The following is a 26,729-nucleotide window of genomic DNA, read 5'->3' as shown; positions in this document are numbered from 1 at the left end:
GAGACAATGTTCTGGTTTCACCTCGATCCAAAGTTCCAGACGAGCGCGCACCTATGCAATTTGGCAATCATCCTTACTACGCGAATGAGCTAATGCTTTCGCTGGATGAAGCGTCCGGGATGGTAGGAGAAGATGCGCGGGTTGCTGAATTTATACGTCCCTTGTATGGCTCACGTGAGAGCATCAGTGGCACGCCCCGCACGTGTTTGTGGATTACAGACGAAAACCTTGCGCTAGCGCAAGAAATCCCTGCTGTATGGGCTCGTGTTGAAAAAGTCCGCAAGGATCGTAAAACTAAGACAAAGGATGTTCAGGCAAAAAAGCTAGTTGAGACGCCGTGGCGCTTCCGAGATCAATATGAAGCGGAAAGCAGTTTGCTGGTCGTTCCGATTGTAAGCTCGGAGAACAGGCCGTATCTGCCAGTTGTTCTGCTGTCGAAAGAGGCGATAGTCCATAACAAGGCGTTTGCGCTGTATGACGCGCCTCTTTGGAACTTTGCGCTGATTGTGTCAAAGATGCATCTTGTCTGGGTGGCGGCTGTCTGTGTGCGCTTAGAGATGCGTTATTCCTACTCAAATACTTTGGGTTGGAACACCTTTCCGGTGCCGACTCTCACTGAACAAAACAAAGCGGATCTAACTCGATGCGCGGAAGACATTCTGCTTGCACGAGAGTCGCACTATCCGGCCACAATTGCCGATCTTTACGGCCCTGATAATATGCCGGATGACCTTCTCCGTGCCCACGAGCGCAATGACGAAGTCCTGGAGCGGATCTACATCGGTCGGCGCTTCCGCAATGACACCGAACGCTTGGAAAAGCTGTTCGACCTCTACACTAAGATGACGGCGGGCCAAGGCAAGCCAAAGAAGAAGGCTAAGAAATGAGCATGGAAGGCAATCCGACCAACAAATACACCGTCCCGTCAGTGTCCATCGCGACGGCACAGACGGGTGCTTCCAGCAAGATCAATGCTCTGGGCATGCGTCCGATGCAGGAGAAGGCCTATGCCAAGCGAGGCGAGCAACACCTGCTGATCAAGTCGCCCCCGGCCTCCGGTAAGTCCCGAGCCTTAATGTTCATTGCCTTGGACAAGATCAAGAACCAGGGCTTAAAGCAGGCCATCATCGTAGTGCCCGAACGTTCCATCGGTGGCAGCTTTGCCGACGAGAAATTGTCTGAGCAGGGCTTTTGGGCGGACTGGATGGTTAGGCCTCAGTGGAACCTTTGCAATGCGCCAGGTGAGGACAACGGAAAGGTAGCCCCGTCCAAAGTGAAGGCAGTAGGTGCTTTCCTGGCCAGCGAAGATCCGGTTCTGGTGTGCACTCATGCCACCTTTCGTTTCGCCGTGGATGAATTCGGTATCGAAGCCTTTGACGGACGCCTTATCGCCATTGATGAATTCCACCATGTCAGTAGCAACCCGGACAACAAGCTAGGCACGCAGCTCGGACAACTCATTGGCCGTGGACAGGTCCATGTGGTTGCGATGACGGGTTCGTATTTCCGTGGGGATGCGGTCGCGGTTCTTTCGCCGGAAGATGAGGGCAAGTTCGAGTCGGTCTCCTATACCTACTACGAGCAGCTAAACGGCTATACCTACCTCAAAAGCCTGGACATCGGGTATTTCTTCTATACCGGTCGCTACCTAGACGCGATCATGAAGGTTCTGGATCCGTCTTTGAAGACGATCATCCATATCCCCAATGTCAATGCCCGCGAATCTTTGAAGGACAAGCACAAAGAGGTTGACGAAATCCTCGCCTCGCTGGGCGATTGGAAGGGACGCGATGAAGCAACGGGCTTTCACCTGATTGAAATCGAGGGTGGGCGGATCATCAGGGTGGCTGACTTGGTGGACGACAGCGACGCGGCCCGTCGCTCCAAGATCCTTACGGCCTTGAAGGATCCGGCTCAGAAGGACAACCGCGACAACGTCGACATCATCATTGCCCTTGGGATGGCCAAGGAAGGGTTCGACTGGATTTGGTGTGAGCACGCTCTGACCATTGGCTACCGCAGTAGCCTGACTGAGATCGTCCAGATCATTGGTCGAGCCACTCGCGATGCACCAGGTAAGGGGCGCTCCCGCTTCACTAACCTCATTGCTGAGCCGGCCGCAGACTCGGAGATAGTGGTCGATGCCGTGAATGACACGCTTAAAGCCATCGCTGCAAGCCTGCTGATGGAGCAAGTGCTGGCGCCGCGGTTTGAGTTCACGCCCAAGAATGCAGGCGAGAAAGAGGGGTTTGACTACGGTGATGAGGGCTACCAGGAAGGCAACGCCAATGTAGGCGTAAACGCCGCGACCGGAGAAGTCCACGTTGAAATCAACGGCCTCGCGCAACCCAAGTCTCCTGAGGCAGCGCGTATCTGCAAAGAGGATATCAATGAGGTCATTACTGGTTTCATTCAGGACAAGCCGACCTTGGAACGAGGGTTGTTCGACAAGGAAAATACGCTGCCTGAGGAAATCACCCAAGTCCAGATGGCGAAGATCGTTCGAGATCGCTACCCGGACCTGAGTGAGGAAGATCACGAGGCTGTGCGCCAGCACGCTATTGCGGTTCTGAACATTACCCAGCAAGCCAAGCAGGTGATAGCCCAAGTTGATGCGAAGGGAGAGTCGCCAAACATGTCCTTGATCGAGGGTGTCCGGAAATTTGTCAATGTTAAAGACCTTGATATCGACCTGATTGATCGGATCAATCCGTTCGACGCCGCCTACGCCGTCCTGGCCAAGGCCATGGACGAACGTGTGCTTCGTCAAGTTCAATCCGCTATTGCAGCAAAGCGCCTGGCTATCTCCTACGAGGAAGCTAAGGACTTGGCCAAGCGCGCCGTTGCCTTCAAGAACGAGCGGGGGCGCTTGCCTGAAATCGGCTCGGCAGATCCTTGGGAGCGTCGCATGGCCGAAGGCGTGGCCTCGTTGCAACGCCACATCGCTCAGCAAAAGGCAGCAGCAGCCCAGGGAGGCGGCAATGGCTGATCGGGAAGGCGAGGACCTGCTGGAAGAACTGGGCCTTGAAGCGACACCGATCAAGGCCAGTAGCCACACCCCACAGGAGGAACGCCTCCTGGCAGGGTTTGAAGACATTCTCCGGTTCGTCCAAGAGCATGGGCGAGCTCCCCAACACGGCGAAGACCGCGACATTTTCGAGCGCCTTTACGCCGTTCGGCTGGATCGATTGAGGGCTCTGACCAGCGCCCACGCGTTGCTTATGCCACTAGATTCCCAAGGCCTGCTATCGGCGCCACCCAGCCGCGCCGCGCCTGATGCTGCCGATGACTTAGATGATGCGGCGCTGCTGGCTGAACTTGGCCTTGGATCCGGTGAGGACGACATCACCAATCTGCGTCATGTCCGATCTTTCGAAGAGCGTAAAGCTGCTGAGGATGTGGCAAACCGGACCGCATGTGTCGATTTCGATCGGTTCCAGCCTCTATTTGAGCGAGTGGAAAGGGATATTAAGACAGGCCTTCGCAAGACGCTGCGGTTTGGCCGGGATGCGAGCGTGGCCGAAGGAAACTTCTTCATCCTGGGCGGCCAGATGGCCTATGTCGTCGAAGTAGGGGAAACTATCCGCGCCCCCAATGGCGAAGCCGATGCTAGGCTGCGCGTCATCTACTCAAACGGCACTGAGAGCAATCTGCTGCAACGCTCATTGCAACGAGCCCTCTACAAGGACGACACGGGTCGACGCATCACAGATGACGACGCTGGTCCTCTCTTTGGCGATACGTTGGAGCTGAAAGATATCGTTAACGGCACCATCTATGTGGTGCGTAGCCTGTCTAACAATCCATTCGTGGTCGCACATCGTGAGTTGATCCATAAAATCGGCATCACAGGCGGGAGCGTCGAAGCGCGCATCGCCAATGCTCAAAAGGATCCGACTTATATGCTAGCCAAGGTAGAAGTGGTGGCTACCTATAAGCTTTCCAATCTCAATCACGTCCGTTTGGAAAATCTCTTTCACCGCATTTTCCAATCGGCGCGCTTGGATCTGAAACTCCAAGATCGCTTTGGCGATAATGTCCGCCCACGTGAGTGGTTTCTCGTGCCTTTGCCTGTCATTGATGAGGCTGTAAAGCGCATCCAGGATGGATCCATCACCGACTACATCTATGATCCGGCCCGGGCTGCGCTGGTCAAACAGTAAAGGTATTTCCACAGGGCGCGTACGCAACCTGATGCTTCGTTGGGCCTCAAAGTAGATCAATCAGCAGTAAAGACTCCATCGCGGAGATGATCCGGCACGCTAGCTCAGCGCGGCCCGAGGATGAGTTGATGGCAAAAGACAAGAGCGACCAACACCTGCCCACGTGGCATCCTTCGTTGAAGAAGACCTTCAAGCGGTGTGATCGCTGGATCGAGCACGCCAGCCGGGACAATGAACCACAGCGATATTTCGACAACATAGAGAACTATCTTGCGGCATCCGGCCCCGTGTCGGGCAAACTTTGGATGGAACTAACTTGGGCTGGCCATGTGTATGCGGTCCAAGCCTGCGCCCTCAGCGGCCAGGGCCGCTTGGACGAACTCGCCCAGCCGCTGTGCTGGGCGGTGGCGATGCGCTCAATCGCATTTCGTTTCGAGGCCGCCGTGACCCTGGCCTGGACCACTGAGAGGCAGCCGCTGCTACCGTTCTGGACCAGCATGAAGGTGGCTGCCACCGCAATGCTCTCGCAGTGGGAGGCCACCGAGGCTGGTGCCCGCTTCCTGGTCCAGGTCGCGCAAAAGGACCAGGCCCTGAAGCCCGATGAGTGGCGTCGCGAGGGGTGGGGTAAAGGCACTAACGACGCCTTCCTGATTTTCCTGTTCGCACAGGCTTTCGGCATTTCGACCCATTACCAGCCTGTGCACCCGCTGATCCCCGAATACCAGGCCGTGCTCGAACACTGGCGCAGCACCGACGCAGCGGCTTTCCAGGCGGCCATGCAGGTCGCGGCCGACTGGCACATCGCCCGCAGCAAGGATGGCACCGAGCGCAACACCTACGAGTTTGAGAAGGACATCGATCGCGTCTACCCAGCCGAACTGCTCGCCGTGCAGGCACTGCGCCAGCGCGACGGCCTGCCGCATTTCGACACCGACCATCTGCTGATTGACACGCCCTGGGCTATCCTGCGCAACCTGACCGAGTGTGCGTCGCATCCGCTCGCCGTGACGGTGGAGGAGCGGGTGCGCAGGGACTATCCGTATTTCCGTTGAGGCGAATACCTCAGACACAACGGGGGGCGATGGGCCAGTACCGATTTCCCATGGCCGCCGGAGTGGGCTGGTGCGAAACTGGCGCCATGTTGAGGGTCGGAAGGGATTCGTTTAAAAAACAGCCAAAAGTGAGCTAACTGGCTCTCAGCAAAGGTCTTTTACACGAATCCCTGCCGACCCTCCAGAAGGGCGTAAGGACGTCGGTCCGCCGCTTCGATTGTGGCGGATACTTCTTCTCTTACGCTTCTCCTGCATTTGTAACATGTAAAAGCTTGGAGGAAATAAAAATACTTATCCCCTCTATGATTTCTTCAACCCTAAAATCCAACAAACTCATTTCACGGATATGACTTCCTGCTTCATCTTTATCGTAAGTGCAAAGTGAAACACCTTGACGCAACGATCGGCTAATCTCATTAGCAATAAATTCCCTTTCTTGTATGGTCACCGCTGAAACCCTTTCAAGCGTTGACTTGCTGTCAAGTGCGGTTTGTGGGCCAAGCCATGATAGTTGGCGCTCGATAAAATCGGCGACCATTTTACTCTTGTGCCCATCATCATCTATCTCTTGTGCTATCGACAACATCTCCAAATTAAATTCAATCAGGGTAGCGACCGCCAAGGCACGAGATTCACCAACTGCTATAGCTTTAGCATCCCACAGTTCAAGCTTGGTGCAATATTCATTATGCCGCAAAGCACTGGCAGGTTTTCTTGATTGCAATAGCATCTGGTGTTCAGCCAATTCTTCAATAGAGTGAACAAAGTCGGTGGAGATTCTATCTGGATCATGCCTTATAAAGGGAGTAAGATTCCTTTCAATTAACCCCAACTTTTCGGCATGGCTAAGCGACCCACATATTTTTTCGTAGTCGGAATTAAATGCGTTATTGGATTTGAAAGAGTGCACGTCGCCGAAACCATTTCGAGACGTTAGATAGTCTGATTCACTACGGCGGCTGCTTTGGCCATATACGACTGAAGGAAGACCTCTGTATTTTTGTTTATCCTTCGCCCTTGGGACTTCAGATATCAGGTTCATCCGCACTTCCTTTTTTACAAGGGAGGCGGGCGTCATGACAATGTCATGCAGCGTGGATTTATTGCAAATCGTATCAACCTCTCTTTTGGCTGGCGTTTTTCCTTCCGCCCCAAGCTTACTAGTCACCTCTTGGGGGTTTGAAAATCTTAGAGATCGAATCATTAAAGGATTTCCTTCTCCATACTCTTCAGCAATCTTTGGATTTCTTTTTATTAGCAATTCCTTGACTGAAAATCCATCAATTAGCTCTTCGAGTTCGACTCTACCATTTATCTTAGCCAACCCTCTCTGCAACTGCGCTAAATTCTGAACTAATACCTTCTTTTGATGAACTCGCTCTAACGATGAGGTGTGCAAAGCAGCTATATTTTCTTTTATTACTCTTTTTCTAGGTGCTTTTTTCAAGGCTTGTGAATCGAGCGATGGCGCCACCAGTCCAGATTTCGTATAACTATCTTGCTGAGTGGCGACCTCCTCTTCACTGGGTGTTGAATCTATTATTTTTGAAGAGAAATTAACTTTCATGTCGGACATTAGTTCGATATTTATATTAATTGATATTTATCGAGAAAGCCGCCAGCGCATCGAGCACAAGTCCGTCATAGCCGAAAATGTACTTGCGATTTATGCATTGTGGTCGAGCCATTCGGACCATAACAATGGCTGGCCCTTTGGATTTTGCTTGGCGTACTCGTAGAATAGAGGAAGGAACTCTGACCGTTCATTACGAAATTCTGAGCGCCCCTTGTCAGAAACGTCTTTATTATTATCCAAGCTTCGCCCTGGATTAAATTTACGTTGCCGTTCGATGATATCATCAAACGATAACATTGCAGCATTTCTTAGTATGTCATGCATGACAATAAATATTGTCGTACGGCCTAGGCCCATACCACAATGTACATGCAGTCTCTCATCATGGGCCATCTCCCGCTCCATTGCAATAAACGCATCAATATCGTCCGCCCGTGGTGAAAGATGATCTGTCACTGTTAAACGTACATATTTGGCGCCCGCAGCTCTCACAAGCTCTTCTTCGCTAAAAATCAGTGGCTTACTTAACGTCGCTCCGCGTGGGTTGCGGGCTTCGCTCTTGACATCTTTGCGATGGAAGATATGTACCGTCTCTTGCGATTTAAGCGCTTGAATCCTCTGTTGCTCGTCTGCCAAGGCTTCGTCACGTGATTTGCCAGCATTGCCCCAGTTGTTTGGTGTACGCCAAGTACCCGGATAACCGCCGACAATGGCATGCGACTCTTCGCGAGCATCCAGAACGACCACTGGGCGCTCCTTGGACGGCCTCAACCTAGTAATCTGTCCAATGGACGCTATACTGCCGCTACCTGAAACGTGCAGGTTTTTCCAACCAGTCGGATTGAGACTTTCGGGGAGGTCAAATTCATCCGAAGAGCGAAAATTATCGGATGATCCTAGATCCCTGTCGTAAGCTAGAACAGGATGTGACGTGGGTGGTGGCGGGAGAGGCAAAGGGTCTCTGAATTTCTGGATTACCTGATAAAGTGCTGTTTTTGACCGAGGTGGTTGCCGGCTTGGTAGATCGGCGAGTTCTGCGGGAACCGCTTGATGAACGTGTTTTGATACAACTTCCTCTTTAATATTCTCAGCGCAGTCGGCACTCTTCATCGCGTCGCTGCTGGCCGATGGTGCAATTGAGCCGGAGATTTTGTTCGGCATTTTCAGGCGCCTATATATGGATTAGAACTCCTAATTTTAATTGTCGCGCTAACTAGTTTTATATCGTGATCGGAAGTTATGTCGTCAATCGCGATATCGAAGCCTGCCTGGCGCCGGATCTGTGAAATGCCTGCCGTGCAGCAGATCGGTAGTCTGATCTTGGTTTCGCCACACACAACGCGAACATCCCGGTGTTCGGCGATGCCGAGTGGATTGGCGTGTTCACGGCTGCCGAGAACGGGGGTGTAAGCCGGAACCCCAGAAAATTCCGTCCATCATTTCCACCCGCCATCGCATTCGTCCCAGTACAAACCGTTGGCCTCGTTCTTGACGCTGATGTCGTCGACCACGCAATTGCGTAGATGAGGGTCGGCAGGGAATCATTACGTACAGGGCCAGAACTAGCCTAAGCGGCTGACGTATAAGGCTATTTTCTCATCGCGTGGGTAATCTCCCCATCTATGGGGCCTGTTCGAGGACCTTGGCCGTGTAGCTCAAGGGCGCCACTTCCCTTTCAAGATCTAGGTGGTAATCGCCAAAGCGATTGATGTGACTGGTCCGATAAGGCGACAGACCGGCCAGGATCTCGGGCGTCAGTTCGACCCCCTCCTTCCGCATCTCAGCCAACGTCCGGCTCATACCCTCCACGTTGTGGAGGATGATCATGTTGGCCACCAGCTGGCTGTACTTGATGATCTTGCGCTGCTCGTGTTGGACGTTCTCAGCAATGATCCCTTGGCTGCCAAAGAAGACCCATTTCACGAAGCCGTTATACTCCTCGCTCTTGTTGGTCGCGGCATGAATCGTTTTGCGAATCTTGTTGTCATCAATGTAGCGCAGCAAGAACAGTGTTCTAACAGCCTTGCCCAGCTCCCGAAAAGCAAAGTACAGCTTGTTCTTCCGGCTGTAGGTGCCAAGCCGGCGCAGGATCGAGGACGCGGTGATCTTGCCCAGTCGGATGGAGATCACCACACGCAGCATGTCGTGAAGATGGGTGGCGATCAGCTGCCAGTCGATGTTGTCCCCGAATAGCGCCTGGATGTTCTTATAGGCCCTGCCCGGTTCGGGTCGGAAGAACGTCAGATCCTTGATGTTTCGGATCCTGGGCATCAGCTGGATACCCAGCATGTGGGCCAAGCCGAAGACCGGATAGCTTTGGGCCTGCGTGTCCCCATGGACGATCTCAGGCTGGATGTCGGAAGTGTTGGCCAACAGGCCGTCGAGGATGTAGATGCCCTCGTGCACGCCACAGGGAATGAAGTGGCTGAACAGCGCCACGTATTTGTCAGACACGTGGTAGTAGCCATCTGCCCGGGTGATCCGATCGTTGGAGCAGGTCATCGAGTGGCGCGGCAAGCCGCGCGTCATTCGCTGCGATAACGGGCCCGAATACATCAGCGCAGCACTGCTGGCGTGGGCGGAACGCAACGGCATCCGCATCGAGCACATCCAGCCGGGCAAGCCACAACAGAACGCCTACGTTGAACGTTACAACCGCACGGTCCGCTACGCCTGGCTGGCCCGCACCCTGTTCGACACCATCGAGCAGGTGCAGGACAAAGCCACGCGCTGGCTATGGACTTACAACCATGAGCCCGAACATGGCGCTAGGCGGCATCACGCCAGCGATGAAACTGGCAATGGCTGCATAACTCCACTTCTGGAGTCCGCTAAAAGCGGGGGGATTACCAATTGAGCTAATTCCCTCGCAGATAATCCCTTTACTTACGCGGACTTACGCGATCTGTTGATGATCGAGTGGGTCGATCGTGCTGGAGCCATCTCCAGTAGGTTCCAGCGTAACCTCCATGGTTTCTTACATGCCTATTATGTCTTTTCAATAAGGTGTACTTCCACGGCATAGCCCATTAGTTGGATCCGGCTTGCGACGGCACGAAGACTCACTTTGCTAAAAAACGGAAGGCCGAGTCGTTTGCTCCGCTGGTACGGATGTCGCATTATGCCAAAAACCACCTTGTAGTCCGTGGAAGTTACTTTTGAACGGCCATCGGGTAGCAATAGCTCAAATTTTGACTTTTTTGCAGCCTTTTGTCGCTTGATTGCCGAGTCTCGCATGGATTTTCGAAAAACGTCATCACGAATAAAGCTTTCTGCCGAGACGAGCCCTTGATTCCATAGATGGCTAATTGGGGCGGAGCCGTGGCCGTCTTTTAGGTGAATAAACTCCTTTCGGCGAGATAAGAAATCACAAGGCTCAAGATTGGCGCCCTTTGCCCCTGACGGCGAGGCTTTCACTTTATCTAGATTTAGCAGGTTGCTATTCTTGTCGAGCTCTGAGATTAGCTCTTGCTCATTTTTGGCTTTCGTTTTTAAGTGGAATGAAACCCCCAGTAGCGCCTGATAGTCTTTTTCCACTGCGTCGAAAAACTTGCTTTCGATGCAATACCACTCTCCAGAGAAAAGCACGTAGGTTTTCTTCTTGTAGATCACTTCGTACACAAAACAATCATAGACTCGTCGCCGCCTCTGGCGATCTCCGTGACCGTCAATTACAACTCGGATCTCATGGCTAGCCTTTAATTCTGTTATGTCAGAAATTTCTTGTGGCCGTCCAGCCTGTAATTCGAGAATATAGTCCTCGATGGCAAGCTCGCCGTAAGATTTCTTCGATCCAGAGTTGAAGCCTATGCCGAAATATCCGAAGTCACTCGACTCTTCCGGATCAATGATCTCCGGCAGAGTTATGTGTAAGTCTGACGGTTTTCCATCAAGTAAGGTTTTTATTTCTTTAAAGACAATATCATCGAGATCTGCAAGTGTTTTCTTGTCCAGGACGGGAATTATCTGATCAATAAAGGAATAGTCTTTCTTGTAATCGTTGGCGTCAAATAGCCTAAGCGCCGTTTTGCATTTTTCAGGAATTTCAGTTGCTGAGAGCTTGCTGGTTAGGGTGAGTGCGTCTCTTCCTGCAAGCGCATTTGCAAATGACGTGTCGGTGGGAACTCCACCGGCGAGACGCAACAGATCGTTCTGGAGATCAATTCCAAAACCCTGTAGATCGGCTTTTCTACTTGCTTGAATGCGTTTCTGAATGGTCGTACTGTCGAGCGTGGCGATATCAAGATTCTTTAGTGCGCCCCGCGCAACAGAGTTGAGCGTGACCTTCAGGCCGAAGTTTCGGACAAATGCATCGGTATCGAGGGCATGGTGACCGCTGCCGAACGTAAGCGCAAAGGTGCGAGTTCGCAATCTCTTGTCATCTGGCTGAATATCGAGAAATAGGACTGCTGCACAGCTCTTGTTCTCGAGTTTCAGGTCTCCCTGTTTGGTGAACTGGTTCACGACCCTGAGCCAAGTGGGGGGAGTTCCAGGAGCTTGTGCTATAAACAAGCGACCAGAATCACACTCAACCTCTGCCACAGCGCTCGTATCTCTGATCGCTTGCTCGACTGTCCTATCGGGACGCAGCAGGCGTAGTGAAAGCGTCGTTGTGATAGCCGCATTTTTTTGTCCGAGTTGCCTGGTTTTTGGCATAGCTCCCTCCATGTTCTGTCGGCGAACTCTTCAGGTCATGGCTCTGCACGCAGAGAGCGCACAACATTTTCAAGACGTGCCCGGCTGGCTGCTCGTAGCTGTTGGAGCCTGAGCCTGCGCGCCATTGCTTGATAGATCCCTTCGCCTTGGGTGCCCTGTGCGATGACGGCGCGAGCCAGGGAGGCCAATTCCGCGATACTGATCTCATCAGCGGCCCGCACGCTGTCCTCGTCGGCGGGCTCGCGAAAGGGAGGCTCTGTCGCAGGATCCAGATGCTCGGGCCAGTAGAACGTGCCGACTTCTTCATCGGTCGTCCGATAGCGGGGACGCGCGATTTGGAAAACGCGCTCTCGGATGCGTCCGCCTGTACGCAGCCAGCCGTGGGCACGGGCGATGCGGCGGGCCAGCAGGGCGTCGAGCACGGGCCCTTCGTGATCGACGACGTGGGCGATCATGGTCAACAGGATGTCGTTGTACTCACCGTCGAAAAAGCGATCGGGATTGGCGCCGGTCACAGCTTCGGCGGGATCGGTGATCCGATAGAGCGAGGCTTCCGGTGGCGTTGTTTCTTCGGCATTGGCATGGGCTGCTTCTGCGGAGACCTGGCGAGCAAAGACTTCCTCGACTTGCTGTGATGGAGCTGTCGCCGAGACTTCCGGTGCGATCGGGTCCGCGTCCTGAGCTGGGGGCGCCATTTCCCCGTCTGGCTTCGTCACCGATGCTATGGCCTGCGCGATGGCCGCTTGCGCCAGGCTCTCGGCCTCGGCATCGCGCTCGGCCTGTTCGGCGCGCTGCTCGCGCTGGGCTATGAGTACGGCTTGCAAGCGGGCATCCAGTCTGTCGAGCGTGCCGGCCGGATCGATCCACCAGTCGGTGGACCAGACGCGAACAATGTCCCATCCCAGGCCGCGCAGGACTTGCTCGCGCAGTTTGTCGCGGTCGCGTGCGGTGGCGCTGCGATGGTAGGTGGCGCCATCGCATTCCACACCTGCCAGGTAGCGTCCAGGCGCGTCGGGATCGACGATGCCGAGGTCGATGCGGAAGGAGGAGGCGCCGATCTGCGGCTGGACGTGCCAGCCGCGCCGGGCCAGGGCTGCGGCCACGGCCTGTTCAAAGGGACTGTCGAAGCCACCCAGGCTGCCGCAGTTGGCTTCTGCCAGCGCACGGGCACCGCGTTCGGCGAATTCCAGGAAGTGCTTGAGGTCGCGCACGCCGATTGCTTGCGTTCGCGCCAAATCCATCTGCTCCGCGTGGAAGCTGGCGAATACACGCAGTTCGTGACGTGCGCGTGTAATGGCCACGTTGAGCCGGCGCTCGCCACCTTGACGGTTGAGCGGACCGAAGTTCATGGCCAGTTGGCCTGCGGGATCCGGACCGTAAGTGATGGAGAAATAGATGAGATCGCGTTCGTCGCCCTGTACGCTTTCCAGGTTCTTGACGAACAGCGGTTCCAGTTCGCTCTCGGCGAAATAGGGCTCCAGCCTTGGATCCTGGCGGCGTGCCTCGTCGAGCAGGTCCTCGATCAGCTTCTGCTGTTCGGCATTGAAGGTGACCACCCCAATCGTGAGCCCGCTTTCGCGGAAGCCAGGCGCCGTCAGGCGCGCCACCACGTCGGCCACCAGCGCCTTCGCTTCGGCCGGGTTGGTCCGTGTACCGCCTTTCTGGTAAGTGCCGGAGACTGGCTGCAGGCTGACCGCGCGATCGTTGGTGACGGGGGAAGGAAAGGTGACCAGTCCGCCGTCGTAGTAGGCATGGTTGGAGAACGCGATCAGGCTTTCATGACGGGAGCGGTAGTGCCAGTTCAAATTCCGTGTCGGCAGGTTAGCACCGATGCACTCGTCGAGGATGCTCTCCAGGTCGGCCTCGACGTCTTCGTCGTCCAGCCCGGATTCGGCGCGGTCGAAGAAGGAAGTCGGCGGCAACTGCTTGGGATCGCCGACCATGACGACCTGGTGGCCGCGGGCGATGGCGCCGATCGCATCCCAGACTGGGATCTGCGAGGCTTCGTCGAAGATCACCAGGTCGAAGGCGTTTGCCCCGGCCTGGAGGTACTGTGCGATGGACAGGGGACTCATTAGCAGGCAGGGCGTGAGCTTGGTCAGCGCCTCGGGAATCTGGGCCATCAGTTCGCGCAAGGGCAGGTGCGCACGCTTCTTGCCCATCTCGTGCCGTAGCAGCCCCCATTCGGAGTTGCGGCTGACGTTGTCCTGCGAGGGCAGGTCGGCGCACAGGCGGGCGCGCAGCCAGTCCCGGGTCAGGGCGGTGAAGCGCTCGTCGAGCTCGCGGAAATCGCGGATGCGCTGTTCGTGCTCGGCGCTGACGAAGCCGCGGATGACCGGCTCGTGATCGACCACGGCGTTGAGCCACCAGCGCGCGTAGTTGGCCTCGAAAGTTCGGCGTGCCTGGTCCGGGCCGACCTGGCCTTGCTTGATGCCCTGGACCAGCGTGGCCAGCCCCAGTGCCAGCGCCTCGTCGCGCGCCTGGCGCCATGCGCACCAGCTGCGCAGTCCGTGTTCGGCGCGCACGATGGACTGGCTTTGCTCGATCAGCCCGTCGAGTGACATGGACTGCCACTGCGTCTGGGCGGCCTCGGCAAAATGTCCGGTGGTCGCGAGTGCCTCGCGCCGGGGTAGCAGCTGTTCCCATTTTTCCACGTATCGGGCGCCGGCCAGCGCGATTCGACCACCTGGCTCCAGCAGTGCATTGGCATCGCCCAATAACGTATGCAGCGGTGCCTTGCAGGCAGAGATATGTTCGGGCGTAGTGGCCAGGCGGGCCAGCACGGCTGCCAGATCCTCTCGGAGCTGGCAGGCCTGTTCGAGGTCATCCAGGTTGGTCGCGAGACCTTTCCACAAGCCTGCGGTGGACTCGCGCAAGTCGTCCAGGGCAGCCAGCGCCTGTTCCATATCGGCCCGCTGGCGAAGCGTCTGGTGGTCGCGTGCCAGCGTGGGGCCGCAAGCGCCTTCCTCAACCAAGGTGTGGGCATCCAATGCACCTTGCTGGGCATGGCTGCGCCAGTCGCTAAGGAAGTCGAGTGCGGCACGCAGGCAGTTGAATTGCGTCGCATGGCCTGCCCATAGGCCGTCGGTCGCCGTTTCCAGCGATGCATGTGCAGCAATGTCCTGGTCGAGCTGGCGCAGTCGTCGTGCCCGTTGCAGATCGGCCTGCAGGGTGGCTCCGCATTGGCCACCGGCGATGGCGTCGAAGCCGTCGTCTTCCCAGGCCTGGCCTTCGAGTACGGCAGCCAGGGCGATTTGCCAGCGCAGGGCCGTGCTCACCTTGTCCTGTTGTGTGTCAAGTCCTGCCCAGACGTCCGCACACTGCTGGCCTGGATCGATTGCCTGGATCCGTTGGCGCAAGGCGCGGATGGCATTCCAATGCTGCAGATCGTTGGCGACGTCAGGCTGCGAGCCGCCTGTGGTGGCGCTGGACAGTTGAGTTGTGACCTTGCGTTTGCCCAGCCACGACTTGGGCCAGAACGTCTGCTCGGCCTGTTCCCACATTTGCTGCAACTGGGCGACGTCGAGCTGTTCGATCGTCTTGCCGTAGGGAACCGACAGGGCCGCATGATGCTCGCTGAGCTGGGCCAGCAGGCCTAGCGCCTGGTTGAGCTGCACGGTGATGCGTACCGGCCAGGGCTCGCCGAGTTCTGCGTGAGTCTGCCGGTGCTCGGTGAGCAGGGCCAGCCCGTCGGCGCAGGCGGTTATGACGGAAGCGGGCCACGGCGTGGACAGCAGCGTGTTCAGTTCCGCATGGCGGCGCACCCGTGCCGCACCTTCCTGCAGGCGTTGGCTCAGGCTGCGTGCGTCGGGCCGCAGGACAAAGCGCCAATCGTGTCCCGCTGCCAAAGTGAGACGTTGGGCGAGGAGCAGTAGCGCTTCGCAGGTTTCGGGCGTCAACAAGGGCGAGGGCAGGCCAATGGCCTGGACAAACGCGTGGGCTGACTCGATTGTCGCCTGGGCGGCGGGAAGCACGTCACGCGCAGCGGCGATCAGTTGCTGTTGCCAGGTGGGCGACCAGTCTCTATGGCCGACCAGCGCCAAGGGGTGCTGCGCCAGCGCGGCATGGCCAATGGCTTGTGCATTGACTTCCAAGCGGTCCACGGCACTGCGCAACTGGTCGATGCCGGCATGATCGTGCTGATCGGCCGAGAGCCAGGCCAAGGGGAGTGTCGGGATGTCGTGTCCCGCGCTGACGGTGCCGATAGCATCAAACAGGCTCAGGCCGTTGCGGCGACGCTGGTGAAGGCGTTCCACATAGATGTTCAGCGCATCGCGCAGACGTTTAAGCTTCTCGGCTTCGGCCCGCCATTGCTCGGCATCGGTCTGGCCGCTGCTGGACCAAGCCGACTGCAACTGCGCCAGCACGTCGAGCTTGCGGGCCTTGCTCGAGTGCAGTTCCAGGCAGAACTCGCCCAGGCCAATTTCGCGCAGGCGCCGGTAGACGACGTCCAGCGCCGCAATCTTCTCGGACACGAAGAGCACGCGCCGGCCCTGTGCCAGGGATTGGGCGATCAGGTTGGCGATGGTCTGGCTCTTGCCGGTCCCAGGGGGACCGATCAGCACGAAGTCCTTGCCCTGCGAGGCGGCCAGCACGGCCGACAACTGCGAGGAATCCGCCGGCAAGGGGCAGAACACCTGCTTGGGGTCGAAGTGCTGGTCCAGTTCGCGCACTTGCGGGAACGGAGCACCCGGAGGATAGGCATCGCGCGGGGTGTCCAGCAGGTGGCGCACGACCGGGTTCTCGCGCAACTGCTCGCTGTGCTCGGCCAGATCTTTCCACATCAGGTACTTGGCGAACGAGAACATGGACAACACCACGTCCTCGGTCACTTCCCAGCCCTTGATGTCCTTGATCGCGTGGCCGACAGCCTTCCAGACCGCAGTGACGTCCAAGCCGGCATCGTCTCGCGGCAGTTCGCCTTCGACCGCGCCCAGGTTCAGTTCGAAGTCCTGACGCAACATCTCGATCAAGGTCGGATTGAAGCGAGGCTCATCGTCATGCAGGCTGAGCGTGAAGCCCGAGCGAGCACTCTTGCGCTGCAGGCTGACCGGCACCAGGACCAAGGGGGCGCGGTAGCGCTGACCGTCACGGTCTTCACGGGTCCAGGACAGGAAGCCCAGCGCGAGATAAAGCGTGTTGGCGCCGCCTTCCTGCAAGGTCGTGCGAGCGCTGCGAAACAAATCGACCAGACGTGAGTCGAGCTCGGTTTCGGGAACGCCAACGAAAACCTCGCGTTTCTGCAGGGCTTCCAGCGCGTGCGCGCGGCGCACGTTCTCACGTTCACGGGCTTCGTAGATGGCCTGATCGCGTGGATCAGCGCCGTCCATCAGGTCCGGGCGCGGGCGCAGCTTCAGGGACTGGCCGCTGGCCAGCAGGTCTTCCAGCGTGCTGGGGTCCGGTGCTTCCAGTTTGAGTGCCTTCTTGCCGGCCTTGAAGTTGAGCAAGTTGTTGCGAAGCGACAGATCCAGCAGCTTGCGTTGCCAGCGAAGCAACCGGTCCTTGGGATCAAGTTGGCTGGCGTCTTCTGTTTTGAATGGCGGGCTATCGGGAAGGTCAGGCGCGTCTTCGATCACTGATACGGCGGGTGAAGACAGCGTCGCTTCACTGTCTGACACCGCAGCAACTGCCGCTTCTGCACTGGCCAATGGCTTGATGCGCTGCAGCCGCGCCCGGCGGATGTCCACGGCCAGGCGGAATCCCGCATCCTGAGATTCGTCAACCTGCTGGGCACCGCGGTCGGTGGCATAGCTGAAGGGAACGGTGGGGCGCTGGGTGATCAGAGTGGTCTCGAACAGCACCAGTTCCTTGAGCCTGAGGCGCTTGCGCAATGCGGTCACGTCGTCGACGACCGTATTTGAAAACTCCTCCGATTGCAGCCAGACGCCTGCAAAGGCATGGCCCTCGGTGAAGACCAGCAGGGGGTTCAAGCCTGCCTGCTCGAGTGCGGCGCAGAACAGCAACGTGAGGTCGAAACACGTTCCCAGGCCCGAGCTTTCGATCTGGCTGGGGCTGCGCACCTTCTGGCCCGATTGCTCGAAGCTGGCGGGGGGCAGGGCATAGTCCAGTTGCATGCCAGCCGTGGCCCCCCAGAGGGCCGAGGCAAGTTCCCAGGCGCGCTTGGCGCCGCCGGTGTAGCCATCCAGTGCGGGGTTGCGATTGTTCTGACGCAGTACCTCGGCGGTGCGCTTGAGTAGCCGATCCACGGCCGGATCGTTGGGCTGAACGAACGCGGCGACCAGGTCGGGCAGATGCGAGATGCCGCCCCATTGATTGCGTGGCAGCAGCTCAAGATGGGTATCGCGCTGGGCGAGAGCTGTGTTGGAGGCATCCGCGGCCACGGAACGCAATGCCAGAGAAACCGTGGCCGTCTCGGCTTCGGTCAGCCGAGCCAGCAGTCCACCATCCAGGTTCACATCCAGATCGCGGATCGGATAGCGGGAGCCTGCTGCCAGCGCATCAATCCGCCAACGGCGCGGCTTAAGAAAAGGCGGGTCGGACGTCAGGACTAACTCGACCTGCTCATGTACCTGATCGGTTTCGTTGATCAGCCAGAGGTCCCGGACCAGTGGAACTGCATTCTGAAAGTCCGCCAAGTTCAATTTGGCGATCAGGGTTACGTCGATCTTCAGTTCGGCAGCGACGGCCGAAGCTTGCGGTTGTGTCTCGTCCATGGAATCCCCTGTGGTGCCCCCCCCCGTAACATGCATTACGCCCCGTTACGCTCTGCCACGATATTAGCGCTAATTGCCTGACATTTCGGCAGATGAGAGTTATGGCAGCGTGGGGGGGGGGTAGATCGGGGCCGACGGATCCGCTTCTTGTAGGTTAGGGCACGCAGGGGTGGTATTTACAAAATATCAGACATTTTATTTGCTTGCCATCTGCCATGAATCTCATCGATATCGGCCATGCCGTGCGGACCCGGCGCGCTGAGCTGGGCCTGTCCCAAGCGCAGTTGGCGCACCTGAGCTGCCTGTCTCGTAAGACGTTGGTCGGCCTGGAGAAGGCACCTTGAGCGATCTGGGCGTCAACCGGGCGGGGCAGGTCATGGCGGTCCTGGGCCTGGACAGCCCTAAGCTGGATACCCAGGCGCGGCGCAAGAACGCCCGACTTATCGGCTTTGCGCCGAGCTTGGCAGCGGCGCGCGCGCAGGTGCCGCGTCGAGGTAGGCACCGCGCGGACTGTCCACACAGATAAAGTTCTGCGCATCTTCGGCGCTGCCCTGGCCGATCCACACCGCCGATTGCGGATAGTGGCAGAGCGGCCGGGTGCGGACCACCCCCTTGGCCGGGTCGTCATTGGCGTATTTTGCCGCGACGATGCGTTCCGGGGCGATGCCTTGCTCGACCCACGCCTCCATCGCCGCCAACACGTCGTGCTGGCGATCGATGGCCAATGCGGGCGGCCCATACAGCGCGCCGAAGGCCGACGTGCCGGGTCCGCCGGTGAAGTGGCCCATGCCGGGCACCATGAACAGGCGGAAGAACTGCTGGGTCTGCGCAAGCGCATCCTCGGCCCTGCTGATCTGCGGGTTGTCCAGCCATTGCCTGGCCACGACCGATTCGTAATAGGTGATCGCGCCTCGCGGCGGAACCACCGGATCTTCCCAGCCGATATACAGGATCATCTTGCCGTTGCGCGCGCGAAATCCGCTCAGATCTGCGGAGGTGGCGTCGATGACGCTGGCCAGCGGCTGGCCGGCGACCGGCTTGCGTTCGGCGCGGGCGACATCGGTATCGAAGTTCACTTGCGTATGGTCGAACCCGGCGCTGCCGGTATCGAACACCATGTTGGCGAAGAACTGGTTGGCGAGCACCGCATGGCCCCCGCCGGGAACGGCGGCGTTGCCGGTGATCCACTGGTTCCATGTCCCCGGCGTGGCGACTGCGAACGGCTCGAAACCGTAGTAGATGCGCTCGCCGGTGCGCGGGTTGACCGGGCCGGCAAGGATGGCGGCGAGCGTTTGCAGTTGCGGCGCAGTGAGACACGCGTCGCTCTCGGCACCGCTGCACAACAGCACGCGGGGATCGAAACGGCACCGGCGCGGGTCGTTGACCACGCCGTCGGCCGTGTGGTCCTTTGCATCGCATTGGGCGAGCGCGGCGGCCTGGATGGCCGGCAGCTTGGCCGCCGAGATAGTCGCCGCCGGACTGCCGAACTGGGCGTCCTGCGACCACAGCCAGGAAAACGCGTTGTGGACCCAGGCGCTGGAAGGCGCATCGGCGATGATGCCGTCGAAGGCGCCCGGAAAGCGCTGCGCTGCGATCAGCGCATCGCGGCCACCATTGGAGGCGCCGAAAAAGTAGGAATAGTGCGGCGCGCGGTGCGTGTAGGCGGAGACCAGCGCCTTGCCGTTGGAGATCGTCGTGGCCAGCGCCTGATAGCCCCAGTCGAGGATCTTCTGCGGGTGGCCGCGCGCAAAGCTCGCATCGCCGATCGACGCCCGGTGGCCGCCATCGGTGGTTGCGGTCGCATAGCCGCGGCGCAAGGCGAAACCAAGCGACCTGTATTGAATGTTGCCGGCGAAGACGACCGTACCGACCTGCAGGTAGTTCTGGTTCCAGCCTGCGGACGGGATCCACACCTCGAACCCGATTTCCGAATCGCTGGCCGGCCGCGACACACCGACGACGCGACAGAACGCCGGCAGTGCGTCGAGCACGGTACCGTCCGGCGCGGTGAAGGCACCGGCGGGCACGTCGGTAGCGCTGCTGATTGTGGTGGACGGCAGCGACAGCGCGAGCAGGTCGGCGCAGGCGGCCGACGCCGATGCCGTTGTCAGCAAAGCGCCGATTGCCGCCAGCGTCCGTAACAACACGCGTAATCCGTTCAATCGCAACATTGAGCATTTCCTTTGGTTGAAGAGCAGGGGGCACCGGCTATGACCTTGGTCTCACGAATACTGCGAGCTGTCACCAACCGCCCAGCCTCTGCGCTGGGCGTTTTGTTGGCGACAGCTCTCTGTCATTTGGGGACGAAAACATCGCTGTTGGTGAGCATGTGGTCCCACGAATACTGGGAACCGGTCCGCACCAAGTGCCAGACTGTGGTGATGGCCGGTACGCCGCCAGACGCATCACAGGTGCCGGTCCAGGCAGTCATGCTGCCGTAATTACCCCACTGCACCGAAAAAGTGATGGCGGGCAGTTTGCTCAATGCCGTCGACCCGGCAACCGGGTTGGCAAACCAGCCGACTAGCGGATACACCCCACCAGTGGTGCCGGAAGGCGAGATGTACGTGCCCAAGAGCTGTCCGGAGGTATGGACAGCGGTGATCGTGAGTGTGGAACCCAGCTGGTTTTTCCACTCGCCTACCGGGTTGTTGCAGGTTGGCGCGGCCTGGGCGAGCGAGACGCAACTTCCGAGCAGCGCAACGCAGGCAGCATATTGACGCATGGACATGCACATCATCAGTTCTCCTCGTAATCAAGCGAAAAGTGGCCGGTTCAAGCCAGCGACTAAATAGCACCGACCGGGTCCGCGTTGCTGGGATGGGTGTCTCCATCCCTCATCCTTGACGAAGGTCAGGGTGTTACACGGGGTAGACCCAACAGTCGTGTCACTCCGTTGACCGACCTGACGATTAACTGGCAAGCTGCTTGATGCGCTCGGCCAGATTGCCGAAAGCCTCGTTCACGTATTCCAGCACCTTGGGTTCTGCGCCCTGCGTGCGCAGCGAGTCTTTGAAGGCGTCCAGGTCGGACAGCCATTGCCGATGCAGGCGGCCCAGCTCGTCGAGCTGAGGCCGGAAGCGGGATCAGGTGGCCAGCATTCTGGAAGGAGGGCGCGACGCCTTCATTAAGCGCAAAGATGAAGTACGAGTTCTGATGCCCTTGCCCTCCGCGCTGAATAATCCGGGGTGACTGCCTTGTAGCGGCGTTTTCCTTCCTGACAGCACGCAGTCTTTCACGGCCTCGCTCTGCGAGGCAGCTTTCTTTCTGGGGTTCCGGGGTGTAACCCCAGGTGCACGCCGAATCGAGGCTCGGCAGGAATTCGTGAAAAATCCTTTATTGACGGTGAGTTAGCTCACTTTTGGCTGTTTTTTATACGAATCCCTGCCTAATCTCAAGAAGGTGCTGATCGGCTTTCGCCTGGGCGATCTGTGGACCGACGTCTTCACCTATGAAAAAGGTGAGCGCGCCAGCGAACAGGGCGTCAGTGTCAAGGCTCGTCTGCGGTATATCAGCTGGATCAAGGTCGACGGCAACATGGTCTACAAGGCCGAGCCGAAGTCCGCCGAGTCCGAAGACGAAGCCAGCGAGCGCGCCGCCACTCCTGTCGAGCAGGAAGCACAGGCTCCCGAAGCTGCAGAGCTCGCTGTCGAAACCGAAGAAAGCCTCGATGAATAAGCTCCCGCCAATGGCCGAGTCCTTCTGACTGATCCACAACCGACCTGGCCGCCCCGACACCGGCATAGTCCGGCGTGATCAGCCCGAGCAAGTGATGCCACGGAACCACCCGCTCCATCTCTGCCAAAAAGATCTCGCGCCGGGTCTGCTTGCGCTTGCCCAGGCCTTCAGGGTCGCCGAACGTTCAGTTGCATGGATCACTGCTCAACATGAGGCGGGTAGTGTCGCGTATCTGTGGTGCGTTTTTCGGTAGGGCTCTGCGTCCGTTGCGACGACGCGGATGGCAGTCCTTGAACCTTGATGGAAGTCTTTGGACGAATTTTGTTGCATAGGGCGAAAAACAAGGCTAGAATTCAGGCCTTCGCTAAGCACCGAGGCGAAGAAAGTAATTGGGAATCAACGACTTAGCGCTCTAAAGCATGACTCGTTTCCCGCTCCAAATTCAAGCCATGGACTTTACGGTCCATGGCTTTTTTATTTGGGTTGCACGTGGCGTGGATAAGCTACGCGTCGCGCAGCGGCGGCGATGCAATTGCACACTGCGGGATCCAAAGTTCACTGCGCTGTGCACTGGCACGGTATGACCCATGCGCCAGTTGCCATGCAAGCTGGCTGCACCACACGCTGACAGCGCTGCAGGGCAAACGTGATTTCAGCGGACGTGCCACTCCCTGCGCCACGTCACGATAGATTGATTCTGATCAAGGCGCCTCTGTCGTAGGTACGGCAGGCTGCGCGCATGGAACCCGATATCGCTGCCGCGCATGCCCGTTGGAACTTCGATCAAGCGTTGTTGCAACGCTACGACCGCCCAGGCCCGCGCTACACCTCCTATCCCACTGCGCCGCACTTCCAGCCCGGGTTTGGTGCCACGGATTTGCAGGCGGCGTTCTTGCGCGCGCAGGAGCAGCGCCCTGGGCGCGCCTTGTCGCTGTACGTGCATGTGCCGTTTTGCAGCAGTCCCTGTTTCTACTGTGGCTGCAATCGGATCATTACGCGCGACGCGACCAAGGGGCAGGCCTATGTCGCGCGGCTGCTCCGCGAGGCGACCAGCGCCGCCGAGCATCTGGAGCGCAGTCGAACGATCGTGCAGCTGCATCTAGGTGGCGGGACGCCCAATTTCCTCTCGCCTGCGCTGCTGGGCGACTTGCTCGATGGCCTGCGACGCATCTTCCGTTTCAGCACCGATCCCGGTCGCGACATCTCGATCGAACTGGATCCTCGCGCTGTTCAATCAGGCGACGTTGCCGCGCTGGCGCAAATCGGATTCACCCGGGTCAGCCTGGGCATCCAGGACTTCGATCCGGACGTGCAGGCAGCGATCAATCGCCGTCAGGGCGAGCAGGAGACATTGGAACTCATCGCTGCATGTCGGCAAGCAGGTATCGCCTCGGTGAACGTGGATCTGGTCTACGGTTTGCCGCGGCAGACGCAGGCGGGCTTCGCGCGCACGCTGGACCGCGTATTGGCGGCGCGGCCAGACCGGCTGGCGATCTATGGGTATGCACACATGCCGCACGTGTTCAAGGCGCAGCGGCAGATCGATGTGCAGGAGTTGCCTTCCGCGCAGGACAGGCTCGCGCTGCTCGGGCTCGCCGTACATACGTTGTCGGCGGCGGGCTACCAGTACATCGGCATGGATCACTTCGCGCTTCCCAGCGAAGACCTGGCGATCGCGCAACGGCGCGGCGATCTGCAGCGCAATTTCATGGGCTACACCACGCATGCCGATACCGATCTGATCGGCTTGGGCGTCAGTGCCATCAGCCATTTTGGCGACAGCTACAGCCAGAATCCACGCGAACTGGCTGCGTGGGATGCAGCGGTCGATCGCGGTGCGTTGCCCGTGTGCCGCGGGATGCAACTGAGTGCAGACGACCTGCTGCGCGCGGAGGTCATCCAGGCCTTACTATGCCGCGGACGTGTGGATCTGGCTGCCGTGGCGCAACGCCACCAGTGCGATGCGCGCCATTGCTACGATGACGCGTTGGCTGCGCTGGAGCTGCTTGCCGCCGATGACCTGGTGGAGGTACGCGGTCTGTGCGTTGATGTCACCGCAACAGGGTGGCCGCTGGTCCGCCTGGCTGCCATGTGCTTTGACCGCTATCTGCAACCTTCGCAGCAGGACGTGCGCTATTCCAAAGCAATCTGATGGCGTGGGGGAGTGTGCCCGGGGCGGGGGTCGAACCCGCATAGCCTTGCGGCTGAGGGATTTTAAGTCCCTTGCGTCTACCAATTTCGCCACCCGGGCAGACCGATAGCGTGCCTGATTGCCGGGCGATTGTGAATCTCCATCGTGCGCAGACCGGCTGACCGGGCAGTTGCCGGCTGCGCTATGCTGCCGCCGCACTGGCGCGCGGTGCCGTGCCGCGCATGATCGAAGGAACCGCATGTCCCGCACCCCGCCGTTCGACCCGCTTCAGGCGCACATTGCCGTCATCGGGCTTGGCTACGTCGGCCTGCCGCTGGCCGTCGCGTTCGGTGAGCGGCGCGACACGCTGGGCTTCGATATCGATGCCCAGCGCGTGGCGCAGTTGCAGCAGGGCCACGATGCCACGCTGGAACTGGACGATGCAGAACTCGCCGCTGCAGGGCAGTTGCGCTACACCGCCGACGCTGCAGAACTTGCGGGCTGCACGATCTTCATCGTCACCGTGCCCACGCCCATCGACAGTTTCGAACAGCCAGACCTGGAACCGCTGCGCAGTGCCACCGTATTGATTGCCGCCGCACTCAAGCCAGGCGATCTGGTGATCTACGAATCGACCGTGTACCCCGGCACCACCGAAGAAGTCTGCGTGCCGCTGCTCGAAGAAGCCTCCGGGCTGCGGTTCAACGCCGATTTCTTCTGTGGCTACAGCCCCGAGCGCGTCAACCCGGGTGACCGGCAGCGGCGGCTGCGCGACATTCGCAAGATCACCTCGGGCTCCACCCCCGCCGCCGCCGACGCGGTGGATGCGCTCTACGCCAGCATCATCACGGCCGGCACGTGGCGCGCTGGATCGATCCGCGTAGCCGAAGCGGCCAAGGTGGTGGAGAACATTCAGCGCGACGTCAATATTGCGCTGGTCAACGAGCTGGCGCTGATTTTCGACAAGCTCGGCATCGACACGCTCGATGTGCTCGAAGCCGCCGGCACCAAGTGGAATTTCCTCCCATTCCGGCCCGGTCTGGTCGGCGGGCATTGCATCGGTGTGGACCCGTATTACCTGCTGCACAAATCCGAGAGCGTGGGTTACCACCCGGATCTGATCCACACCGCGCGGCAGGTAAACAATCGCGTTGGCCGTCACGTGGCCGAGCGCGTCTGCAGCTTGCTCGCGGCGCAAGGGATTGCACCACCGCAGGCGCGGGTGCTGGTGCTCGGCGCCACCTTCAAGGAGAACTGCCCGGATCTGCGCAACAGCCGTGCCCTGGAACTGGTACAGCTGCTGCAGGCCGCCGGCGCGCAGGTCGATACCTGCGACCCGTGGGCCGATCCCGAAGACGCGCTGCGCCACGGCGGCGTGCAGCTGTGCGAGATGCCGGAAGAGGGCGCCTACGATGCCGTGGTTTTGGCGGTGGCGCACGCGCAGTACCGCGACTACGATGCGCAGCGCATCGCCGCACTCGGCAAGCCGGGCGCGGTGTTCTATGACGTCAAATCGGTGTGGCCGCGCGCGTCGGTCAACGCTCGGCTGTAGCGCCGCGTTGCAGCCACTGCACCGCGCCCTGCGCCGCGCGCAGACCGCTGGCAAAGCACGCCGTCAGCAGATAACCGCCGGTCGGGGCTTCCCAGTCGAGCATTTCGCCGGCGCAGAACACCCCCGGTTGCGCACGCGCCATCAGCTGCGCATCCAGTGCCTCCAGACGTACGCCGCCGGCCGTGCTGATGGCTTCCGCCAACGGCCGTGGCCGCAGCAAACGCAGCGGTAGCTGTTTGAGTGTCTGCGCAACGCGCGTGAGGTCATCGCCGGCCTGCTTGCCCAAGTGTTCGAACAGCAGCGCGGTCTTGACGCCATCGATGCCGGTCTGGCGGCGCAGGTGATCGCTGAAACTGCGCCCGTTGCGCGGCTTTTGCAGATCCGCCTGCAGCCGCTCCAGCGTGCGGCCGGGTACCAGGTCGAGCCAGATCGTCGCCGTGCCGTGTGTCTGGATCTGCGTGCGCAGGTCCGCCGACAGCGCATAGATCAGGCTGCCTTCGATCCCCGTTGCGGTGATCACGCATTCGCCCTGCAGCACCTGTGTCGCACCATCGCGCCCTTGCCACTGCGCAACCACCGCCTTCAGTGGCGCACCGGCGTGGCGCTGCACGAAATGTGGCGTCCATGCGATATCGAAGCCGCAATTGGCCGGCTGCAGTGGCGCCACCGCGATGTCGCGCTGCTCCAGGAGGGGTGCCCATTGCCCATCCGATCCCAGCTGCGGCCAGCTGCCACCACCCAGCGCCAGGATCACCGCATCGGCCGCGAATGCCTGCTCGCCGGTTGGTGTGGCGAAGCGCAGCGCACCACCGTCATCCCAGCCGAGCCAACGATGCTGCACATGGAAGCTCACGCCTTGTTCCTTCAGCCGTCGCACCCAGCCGCGCAGCAGTGGAGCGGCCTTGCGGTCCATCGGAAATACGCGGCCAGAACTTCCAACGTAGGTTTCCACGTCCAGGTCGCGCGCCCACGCGCGCAGTGCCTCGGCGTCGAACGCCTGCAGCCAGTGCCCAACCTCGGTGCTGCGTTCGCGATAGCGCTGTGCGAAGACAGGCGGCGGATCGGAGTGGGTCAGGTTCAAGCCGCCCTTGCCGGCGATCAGGAACTTGCGCCCGACCGACCCCTTCGCTTCATAAAGATCCACTGCAAGCCCGGCGGCGCGCGCGACCTCGGCCGCCATCAGGCCGGCCGGGCCGCCACCAATCACCGCGAGCCGCGGTGTGTTTCCATAGGTCATGAGGTGCGTG

At 59.2% G+C, this 26,729-nt stretch carries 16 protein-coding genes, 1 tRNA gene and 4 pseudogenes; 10 read left to right on the top strand and 11 right to left on the bottom strand.

All coding sequences use genetic code 11. The annotated features are described in order from the left end of the window. The first annotated feature begins 53 nt into the window (after positions 1 to 53). The 4 genes from XCC_RS10960 (at position 54) to XCC_RS10945 (ending at position 5,215) form a co-directional block, all read left to right on the top strand. Positions 54 to 887 (top strand): type IIL restriction-modification enzyme MmeI, encoded by an 834-nt coding sequence (locus XCC_RS10960; protein ID WP_011037259.1) that lies wholly within the window; start codon positions 54 to 56, stop codon positions 885 to 887. After that, complete coding sequence (locus tag XCC_RS10955) at positions 884 to 2,989, top strand: pseudomurein-binding repeat-containing protein (protein WP_016944204.1); 2,106 nt, start codon at positions 884 to 886, stop codon at positions 2,987 to 2,989. The genes XCC_RS10960 and XCC_RS10955 overlap by 4 nt, the downstream gene beginning before the upstream one ends. Continuing rightward, positions 2,982 to 4,163 (top strand): GIY-YIG nuclease family protein, encoded by a 1,182-nt coding sequence (locus XCC_RS10950; RefSeq protein WP_011037257.1) that lies wholly within the window; start codon positions 2,982 to 2,984, stop codon positions 4,161 to 4,163. The genes XCC_RS10955 and XCC_RS10950 overlap by 8 nt, the downstream gene beginning before the upstream one ends. 128 nt (positions 4,164 to 4,291) lie before the next feature. Next, positions 4,292 to 5,215, top strand: a complete 924-nt coding sequence (locus XCC_RS10945; protein ID WP_029216867.1) for a hypothetical protein — start codon at positions 4,292 to 4,294, stop codon at positions 5,213 to 5,215. Between the two features lie 238 nt (positions 5,216 to 5,453). Here XCC_RS10945 and avrBs1 read toward each other — a convergent pair whose 3' ends face one another. From avrBs1 to XCC_RS10930, 4 genes and pseudogenes are all read right to left on the bottom strand, one after another. Continuing rightward, positions 5,454 to 6,782 carry an AvrBs1/Avra family type III secretion system effector gene (gene avrBs1, locus XCC_RS10940; RefSeq protein WP_225307021.1) on the bottom strand — a complete coding sequence of 443 codons (1,329 nt, stop codon included), beginning with the start codon at positions 6,780 to 6,782 and terminating at the stop codon, positions 5,454 to 5,456. Between the two features lie 99 nt (positions 6,783 to 6,881). Continuing rightward, a complete protein-coding gene (xopH, locus tag XCC_RS22225) occupies positions 6,882 to 7,901 on the bottom strand; it encodes a type III secretion system effector XopH (RefSeq protein WP_313905541.1) in 1,020 nt (339 codons plus the stop codon). 326 nt (positions 7,902 to 8,227) lie between these two features. Continuing rightward, positions 8,228 to 8,314, bottom strand: a pseudogene (locus tag XCC_RS22670) (resolvase); the annotation flags it as partial. 97 nt (positions 8,315 to 8,411) lie between these two features. Next, a pseudogene (locus XCC_RS10930) lies at positions 8,412 to 9,257 on the bottom strand (transposase); the annotation flags it as partial. Between XCC_RS10930 and XCC_RS10925 the strand changes: the two are divergent. Then, a pseudogene (locus tag XCC_RS10925) lies at positions 9,256 to 9,604 on the top strand (integrase core domain-containing protein); the annotation flags it as partial. The pseudogenes XCC_RS10930 and XCC_RS10925 overlap by 2 nt on opposite strands. A 175-nt stretch (positions 9,605 to 9,779) precedes the next feature. Here XCC_RS10925 and XCC_RS10920 read toward each other — a convergent pair. Together XCC_RS10920 and XCC_RS10915 are read right to left on the bottom strand one after the other, a co-directional pair. Continuing rightward, positions 9,780 to 11,447: a DUF6119 family protein gene (locus XCC_RS10920; RefSeq protein ID WP_164517437.1), complete on the bottom strand. Its 1,668-nt coding sequence runs from the start codon at positions 11,445 to 11,447 to the stop codon at positions 9,780 to 9,782. A gap of 35 nt (positions 11,448 to 11,482) precedes the next feature. After that, complete coding sequence (locus tag XCC_RS10915) at positions 11,483 to 18,121, bottom strand: DUF3320 domain-containing protein (RefSeq protein ID WP_019237643.1); 6,639 nt, start codon at positions 18,119 to 18,121, stop codon at positions 11,483 to 11,485. Between the two features lie 215 nt (positions 18,122 to 18,336). On the opposite strand from XCC_RS10915, the gene XCC_RS22665 reads away from it, so the two are divergent. After that, positions 18,337 to 18,465, top strand: coding sequence for a helix-turn-helix domain-containing protein (locus XCC_RS22665; RefSeq protein ID WP_019237642.1), 129 nt, complete (start codon positions 18,337 to 18,339; stop codon positions 18,463 to 18,465). 96 nt (positions 18,466 to 18,561) lie between these two features. On the opposite strand, the gene XCC_RS10905 is transcribed toward XCC_RS22665, so the two are convergent. Continuing rightward, entirely contained in the window at positions 18,562 to 20,181 is a 1,620-nt protein-coding gene (locus tag XCC_RS10905) for a tannase/feruloyl esterase family alpha/beta hydrolase (RefSeq protein ID WP_407365341.1), read from the bottom strand. On the opposite strand from XCC_RS10905, the gene XCC_RS22800 reads away from it, so the two are divergent. Beyond that, positions 20,129 to 20,335 (top strand): hypothetical protein, encoded by a 207-nt coding sequence (locus XCC_RS22800; protein ID WP_407365350.1) that lies wholly within the window; start codon positions 20,129 to 20,131, stop codon positions 20,333 to 20,335. The genes XCC_RS10905 and XCC_RS22800 overlap by 53 nt on opposite strands. Before the next feature lie 79 nt (positions 20,336 to 20,414). Here the strand turns inward: XCC_RS22800 and XCC_RS10900 are convergent, their stop codons facing one another. Continuing rightward, complete coding sequence (locus XCC_RS10900) at positions 20,415 to 20,861, bottom strand: avidin/streptavidin family protein (RefSeq protein WP_011269748.1); 447 nt, start codon at positions 20,859 to 20,861, stop codon at positions 20,415 to 20,417. A gap of 662 nt (positions 20,862 to 21,523) precedes the next feature. Here XCC_RS10900 and XCC_RS10890 point away from each other — a divergent pair. Continuing rightward, positions 21,524 to 21,799 (top strand): DUF3577 domain-containing protein, encoded by a 276-nt coding sequence (locus XCC_RS10890; protein ID WP_011037248.1) that lies wholly within the window; start codon positions 21,524 to 21,526, stop codon positions 21,797 to 21,799. Positions 21,800 to 21,838: 39 nt separating this feature from the next. On the opposite strand, the pseudogene XCC_RS10885 reads toward XCC_RS10890, so the two are convergent. After that, positions 21,839 to 21,962, bottom strand: a pseudogene (locus XCC_RS10885) (IS5/IS1182 family transposase); the annotation flags it as partial. A gap of 576 nt (positions 21,963 to 22,538) precedes the next feature. Here XCC_RS10885 and hemN point away from each other — a divergent pair. Then, positions 22,539 to 23,951: an oxygen-independent coproporphyrinogen III oxidase gene (gene hemN / locus XCC_RS10880; protein ID WP_011037247.1), complete on the top strand. Its 1,413-nt coding sequence runs from the start codon at positions 22,539 to 22,541 to the stop codon at positions 23,949 to 23,951. Between the two features lie 15 nt (positions 23,952 to 23,966). Here the strand turns inward: hemN and XCC_RS10875 are convergent. After that, positions 23,967 to 24,050 (bottom strand) — tRNA-Leu (locus XCC_RS10875). 139 nt (positions 24,051 to 24,189) lie between these two features. Between XCC_RS10875 and XCC_RS10870 the strand changes: the two genes are divergently transcribed. Continuing rightward, positions 24,190 to 25,482, top strand: a complete 1,293-nt coding sequence (locus tag XCC_RS10870) for a nucleotide sugar dehydrogenase (protein ID WP_011037246.1) — start codon at positions 24,190 to 24,192, stop codon at positions 25,480 to 25,482. Here XCC_RS10870 and XCC_RS10865 read toward each other — a convergent pair. Next, the gene (locus tag XCC_RS10865) at positions 25,466 to 26,719 is read right to left on the bottom strand and encodes a TIGR03862 family flavoprotein (RefSeq protein WP_011037245.1); all 1,254 of its coding nucleotides are present in this window, start codon (positions 26,717 to 26,719) and stop codon (positions 25,466 to 25,468) included. The two genes, XCC_RS10870 and XCC_RS10865, sit on opposite strands and share 17 nt — an antisense overlap. Between the last annotated feature and the right edge of the window lie 10 nt (positions 26,720 to 26,729).

This window comes from Xanthomonas campestris pv. campestris str. ATCC 33913 (assembly GCF_000007145.1).
In the GTDB taxonomy this organism is placed as follows: Bacteria; Pseudomonadota; Gammaproteobacteria; order Xanthomonadales; family Xanthomonadaceae; genus Xanthomonas; species Xanthomonas campestris.
This window is presented reverse-complemented; position numbering and strand designations above follow the sequence as displayed.

Excerpts from the sequence above, each read along its gene's own strand:
- XCC_RS10960 (WP_011037259.1), top strand. The coding sequence starts at position 54 with ATGCAATTTGGCAATCATCCTTACTACGCGAATGAGCTAATGCTTTCG.
- XCC_RS10955 (WP_016944204.1), top strand. The coding sequence starts at position 884 with ATGAGCATGGAAGGCAATCCGACCAACAAATACACCGTCCCGTCAGTG.
- XCC_RS10950 (WP_011037257.1), top strand. The coding sequence starts at position 2,982 with ATGGCTGATCGGGAAGGCGAGGACCTGCTGGAAGAACTGGGCCTTGAA.
- XCC_RS10945 (WP_029216867.1), top strand. The coding sequence starts at position 4,292 with ATGGCAAAAGACAAGAGCGACCAACACCTGCCCACGTGGCATCCTTCG.
- avrBs1 (WP_225307021.1), bottom strand. The coding sequence starts at position 6,782 with ATGAAAGTTAATTTCTCTTCAAAAATAATAGATTCAACACCCAGTGAA.
- xopH (WP_313905541.1), bottom strand. The coding sequence starts at position 7,901 with ATGAAGAGTGCCGACTGCGCTGAGAATATTAAAGAGGAAGTTGTATCA.
- XCC_RS10920 (WP_164517437.1), bottom strand. The coding sequence starts at position 11,447 with ATGCCAAAAACCAGGCAACTCGGACAAAAAAATGCGGCTATCACAACG.
- XCC_RS10915 (WP_019237643.1), bottom strand. The coding sequence starts at position 18,121 with ATGGACGAGACACAACCGCAAGCTTCGGCCGTCGCTGCCGAACTGAAG.
- XCC_RS22665 (WP_019237642.1), top strand. The coding sequence starts at position 18,337 with ATGAATCTCATCGATATCGGCCATGCCGTGCGGACCCGGCGCGCTGAG.
- XCC_RS10900 (WP_011269748.1), bottom strand. The coding sequence starts at position 20,861 with ATGATGTGCATGTCCATGCGTCAATATGCTGCCTGCGTTGCGCTGCTC.
- hemN (WP_011037247.1), top strand. The coding sequence starts at position 22,539 with ATGGAACCCGATATCGCTGCCGCGCATGCCCGTTGGAACTTCGATCAA.
- XCC_RS10870 (WP_011037246.1), top strand. The coding sequence starts at position 24,190 with ATGTCCCGCACCCCGCCGTTCGACCCGCTTCAGGCGCACATTGCCGTC.
- XCC_RS10865 (WP_011037245.1), bottom strand. The coding sequence starts at position 26,719 with ATGACCTATGGAAACACACCGCGGCTCGCGGTGATTGGTGGCGGCCCG.